Annotated in this window: 8 protein-coding genes; all 8 read left to right on the top strand. The window is 38.8% G+C overall.

Annotated features, from left to right (window positions below):
* Positions 1–223 precede the first annotated feature (223 nt).
* Positions 224–1225: a GvpL/GvpF family gas vesicle protein gene (locus tag NTU69_09765; GenBank protein ID MCX5803796.1), complete on the top strand. Its 1002-nt coding sequence runs from the start codon at positions 224–226 to the stop codon at positions 1223–1225.
* A gap of 1 nt (position 1226) precedes the next feature.
* The gene (locus tag NTU69_09760) at positions 1227–1997 is read left to right on the top strand and encodes a GvpL/GvpF family gas vesicle protein (protein ID MCX5803795.1); all 771 of its coding nucleotides are present in this window, start codon (positions 1227–1229) and stop codon (positions 1995–1997) included.
* Between the two features lie 175 nt (positions 1998–2172).
* Entirely contained in the window at positions 2173–2928 is a 756-nt protein-coding gene (locus tag NTU69_09755; GenBank protein ID MCX5803794.1) for a GvpL/GvpF family gas vesicle protein, read from the top strand.
* 1 nt (position 2929) lies between these two features.
* Complete coding sequence (locus NTU69_09750; GenBank protein MCX5803793.1) at positions 2930–3175, top strand: gas vesicle protein GvpG; 246 nt, start codon at positions 2930–2932, stop codon at positions 3173–3175.
* Position 3176: 1 nt separating this feature from the next.
* The gene (locus NTU69_09745; GenBank protein ID MCX5803792.1) at positions 3177–3440 is read left to right on the top strand and encodes a gas vesicle protein; all 264 of its coding nucleotides are present in this window, start codon (positions 3177–3179) and stop codon (positions 3438–3440) included.
* 19 nt (positions 3441–3459) lie between these two features.
* Entirely contained in the window at positions 3460–4308 is an 849-nt protein-coding gene (locus tag NTU69_09740; protein ID MCX5803791.1) for a GvpL/GvpF family gas vesicle protein, read from the top strand.
* A 140-nt stretch (positions 4309–4448) separates the two neighbouring features.
* Complete coding sequence (locus NTU69_09735) at positions 4449–4643, top strand: gas vesicle protein (protein MCX5803790.1); 195 nt, start codon at positions 4449–4451, stop codon at positions 4641–4643.
* Between the two features lie 12 nt (positions 4644–4655).
* Positions 4656–5344 (top strand): GvpL/GvpF family gas vesicle protein (locus tag NTU69_09730; protein ID MCX5803789.1); only part of this gene is annotated, 689 nt, incomplete at its 3' end.

The following is a 5344-nucleotide window of genomic DNA, read 5'->3' as shown; positions in this document are numbered from 1 at the left end:
AGAGCAGAAAGGCGAAAGGCAAAAGGCAAAAAACGTTGAACTTAAAATATCAAAGAAACATTTTGACGAAGCGTTAAAGATAGCAGAGAGCCAGAGGGCTTCTCTTAAGGGTTAAACTATGAGCTATGAGAAACAATTGCGGATTTCGGATTTAAGAATGCGAAATTTTAAATCTGCAATCTGCAATCTGCAATCTGAAATAGATAATCAGGGAGGATAAAATATGGCAGAGATGGGAAAGTATTTATACGGGGTTTTAGGTTCTAACGATAGAAGGTCCTTTGAAAGTGATGAGTTAGCTTATACGATTCCCTATAAAGACATTTCAGCCTTGGTTGCTGATTCAGAGATTATTGATTTTAGTCATACATTTAGAGACACATTGGCAAAACAGCTTGTCAAACATCAAAGGGTCATTGAAGGGGTAATGTCTGAATATTCAATTATACCTATGAGATTAGGATTTTTTGCTTCTGACGAAGATGAAGTAATGGAGATTCTTGCCCATGGCTACAATATGATAAAAGAAATTTTTGGAAAGGTGAGGGATACAATTGAAACTGATGTTGTGGCCCTCTGGAACGATCTGGGTTCAGTGCTCAAGGAGATTGGCGAAGAAAAGGAAATAAAGGAGATTAAGGAAAGGCTTTTAGCCAATCCTAAAAAGATGACCTTAGAAGACCAGATGAGAATTGGCTATATGGTAAAGAAAATACTGGATGAGAAAAGAAAGGCATATGCATCTCAAATACAGAGCGCTTTGGAGGCGTTGAGCTATGGCTCCAAAGCACACGAGCTTATGGATGATGGTATGGTACTCAATACGGCCTTTCTTGTTAGCAAATGCAATGAGGATAACTTTGAGAAAAAGGTTGATGAGTTAAATGACGGATTATCGGATAGGTTGCATTTCAAATACATCAGCCCATTACCTCCCTACAGCTTTTATACCCTTGAGGTAAAGAAGATTTGCCATGAGGAAATAGAGCAGGCAAAAAACATTCTTGGCTTAGATGATATTTCAAGCAGGGAAAAAATTAAAAAGGCATACCAGAAATCTGCATTTTTATCACACCCTGATAGAAATCCTGATAACCCATCTATAGAAAAAGAATTTAACAATATTACAAAGGCTTACAAAACACTTGTTGAATACTGCGTTGCCTGTGAGCAAGCAGGCGGAGGCATTTCAGGGAATACACTGTTGGTGAAGGTAAAAGAGTAAAATGGAGAAAGAAGGAAAATATATTTATTGCATTATTGAAACAATGCAGGAAAGAAACTTTGGCCCCATCGGCATAGGTGGAAGGGGCGATGAGGTTTTGACTATTGGTTATGGCGATCTCAGCATGGTAGTCAGTAATCATCCAGTGACAAAATTTGTAGTAAGTCGAGAAAATTTACTTGCCCATGAAAAGGTTATAGAAGAGGTGATGAAAGAATTCGAGAGCATACTCCCTGTAAGGTTTGGAACTGTTGCACCTTCTGCTGACGAGATAAGAAACCTTCTTGACAGAAGGAATAGTGAATTTAGAAACCTTCTCAAGGATATGAACAACAAGGTGGAATTAGGTATCAAAGGCGTATGGAAAAATATGGAAATTATTTTTCGAGAAATTGCCGTGGAAGACAAAGATATTGAGCATGTAAAGAGAAAGATGGGAAGAAGTAAAGACCAGAAAGATAGAAAAACTACTATAGATATTGGGAGGATGGTTGAGAAAGCACTCCAGAAAAAGAAAGAAGCAGAGGCAGAAACTATTGTGAATGTCTTAAGAAAAGCTTCAATTGATTATAGGCTGAACAGGACAGTACTTGAAGAGATGTTTATCAACGCTGCTTTCCTAATAGATAGAGGCAGGGAGAAAGAATTTGACAATATCTTAGAAGACCTTGGCGGCAGGTATTATGACAGGACTGAGTTCAGATATACAGGACCATTCCCTGTTTTCAACTTTTTGAATATAGTGATTTATCCTGAAGAGTGGGAGAAATGAAGGCAGTGAACAGTGAAAAGTGAATAGTTATGGAAGATAAGATTAAAAATTTCAAGGATTTGAAGATATGGCAAAAGAGTAATGACAATGAGCTTGATAAAATGTCTTTAACTGTTCACTGTTCACTAACGACTATTCACTGAAGTAATAAGAGAGCGGAGGGTAAGATAAAGTGGTGAAAGAAGGGAAATATATATACTGCATTGTTGAAACAAATGGGCAGGAAAGTTTTGGAAACATAGGGATCGGGGGTAGAGGAGATGAAGTATATGCTATTTGCTTCAAGAATCTGGGGGCAGTAGTAAGCGATTCCCCGGTCATAAAGTATCCGGTTTCGAGGGAGAATACCCTTGCACACGAGAAGGTGATAGAGAAGCTTATGGAGGAATTTACTGTTCTGCCTGTTAGGTTCGGGACAATTGCTGAAGGTGAAGAGAAGATAAAGCATATCCTTGAAAATGAATACGATAGATTTGAAGAATTACTCACTATGCTTGAAGACAAAAAAGAGCTTGGAATTAAGGCACTATACAAAGAGGAGCTTATCTATAAATGCATCCTAAAGAAATACGAAGATATAAGGGTACTAAAAGAGAAAGTTGCATCCCTCCCGCCTGAAAAGACCCACTATCAACGTACGGAAATAGGCAGGATGGTTGAAAATGCCCTGCAAAAAGAAAAAGAGATTGACAAAGAACATATTTTGAATACCCTGTCGCCCTTGTCAGTAGAATTTAAAACAAGCACTGCGTATGGGGATCGTATGGTGTTGAATGCTGCTTTTTTAGTAGAGAAGAAGAAAGAAAAAGAATTTGATCGTAGGGTCAATGAGCTTGCAGAACATTATGGCGAAAAGATGCTGTTTAAGTATATCGGGATAATACCACCATTTAACTTTGTTAATCTTGTGATTGAAACAGGAGGGTATTGATATGTTTCTGATTGATGACATACTGCTTTCGCCATTGAAAGGTCTTATATGGCTTGGCAACAAAATTAATGAAGTAGCTGAGAGGGAGGTATCCGACGAAGGTCGTGTCAAGGAAAAGCTAATGGAATTACAACTACGGTTTGAGCTGGATGAAATTGATGGAGAGGAATACGACAGACAAGAAAAAGAGCTTTTAGCTCACCTTGAATCCATAAGAAGAATGAAAGAAGCAGAGGAGGAGGTGTAAAGTGGCTCGTTTAGACAAAGCTATGCAGGTAGTTACAGAATTTTTAAAAAAAGTGCTCAACGTTGAAGATGCAAAAATTATCAGGATTACTAACTCTGGTGATGGCTGGGAGGCAGAAGCAGAAGTGTATGAGGAAAGTTCATTTATAAAGTCGCTCGGGCTGCCTACCAGGGTAAATGATAGAAATATCTACAAAGTCAGGGTAGACGCAAATCTGGAAGTAGAGTCCTATGAAAGAGAAGAACAGATGAAACAAGCAAGTTAAACCTTTTAAGGCGTAAAGGATGGATAACATTATTTATTTGTATTGTGTTACAGAAAAGGCTCCGGAATTGAAGGAACTGAAAAGCTTAGATGACAGCTTGCATACTATCCATCACAACAGTCTATATGCTGTAGTGAGCAATGTTCCGCAAGAGGAGTTCGATGATGAACATTTAAAGAAGAATTTGGATGATATGGAGTGGCTCAAAAATAAAGCTGGATTACACGAAATGATAATAGAAGGGGTTATGAAGGAAACATGCGTAATACCTTTTAGATTTGCAACATTATTTTATACTGATGACAGTTTAAAAACGATGCTTGAAAAACATGGAACAGAACTTAAAATGCATTTAAAAAATTTACAGGACAAAAAAGAATGGGGGGTTAAAATTTATTGTGATATGGGTAAATTAAAAAAAGCCCTTATTAAAGAAGATGAAGAGCTTTTAAAAATAGATAAAGAAATTGAATCTGCTTCGCCCGGTAAGGCATTTCTTTTGAAAAAGAAAAAGGACGAAACGCTCAACAAGCTTGTCCAGGCAAAGATTAATGAATATTGCGGGTTCTGCTTTGAAAGGCTCAGCAAAGAAAGCCTCAAAACCCATATCAATAGATTATTACCAAAAGAAGTAACAGAAAGAAATGATGAAATGATATTTAATGTGGCATTTTTAGTTAATCAACATAATGTCAATGGATTTGTTGAAGCGGTGAAGTCGATTCAAGCAATATATAAAATGAAGGGGATAAGCATAGACTGCACAGGCCCATGGCCACCGTATAATTTCTGCATTTTAGTTGATAAAACAGTTCTTGAATTAGATTCTATAAGGAAAAATGGAAATAATGAGGAGCAAACCCGATGATACATAAAGGTAGCAACATCCCTCCACAGACCTCCCCCGATACTAAAGCTTTCCTATATGGATATTACTTTAGGCAAAGCAAAGCAAAGAGGGAGGCCCCCCTTAAAAAAGTATGGGTGAAAGGATGAAAAATAAATAAGATGATTTCAAAAACGAGAGATATAACGCTTTTAGAAATTCTGGACAGAGCATTGAACAAGGGTGTGGTCATATCAGGAGATATTGTTATTTCCGTGGCAGACGTTGATCTCGTCTATCTGGGACTTAAGGTTCTACTGAGCTCTGTTGAGACAATGGAGAAGCTTAGGGGAGCGCCTTTTGCAGAAGCGGGTTAATGGGAAAAACCTATGAGGATCTATACATACTGCATTATTGATGCTACCGAAGAGTTGAATGAGTCCATCTCAGGGCTGGAAGGGGCTTCTGTTTATAATATCCCTTATAACGATATCGGTATTGTATCGAGCAATCTGGAAGGAAAGGTAGAAACCGATGCGGAGACAATAATGGTCCACGAAAAGGCAATAGAGAAACTGATGGAGCACTATACGGTACTCCCCATGAGATTTCATACGGTCTTCAGAAAAGAGGGAGATGTCATCCTCATGATGGAGCGCCTTTATGATGAATTCAAAATTAACCTGCAGAGGCTTTGCGGAAAGGTCGAAATCGGCTTGAAGGTCCTCTGGAACGGCAAAGAAGTAAAGGCCCGTATTATAGAGGGGATGAATGGGGATGGCAGTATCAGACAGACCAACGGCGCATCGCCCGGAAGGAACCTGCTTGAAGAAAAACTCATTGAATACAGGGTTGATAACGCATTTGAGCATGAGGCGGACCGGAGCATCGAAGGCATTAATAACATGTTGAATGGATACATTGCAGACAGGAGCTATAAAAGGTTGCAGACAGAGAACCTCCTTCTTGATGCCGCATACCTCGTGGAGAAGGAAAGAATTGCTCATTTCAGGGAAATATTTGGCAAAATACGGACTACATACTGCGATTTCAGATACCTGCTGAGCGGTCCCTGGCC

The organism is Pseudomonadota bacterium, from assembly GCA_026388215.1.
Lineage (GTDB): Bacteria > Desulfobacterota > Syntrophorhabdia > Syntrophorhabdales > Syntrophorhabdaceae > JAPLKF01.
Note: the sequence above shows the minus strand (reverse complement) of the source record. Positions and strands in the feature narration are given on the sequence as shown.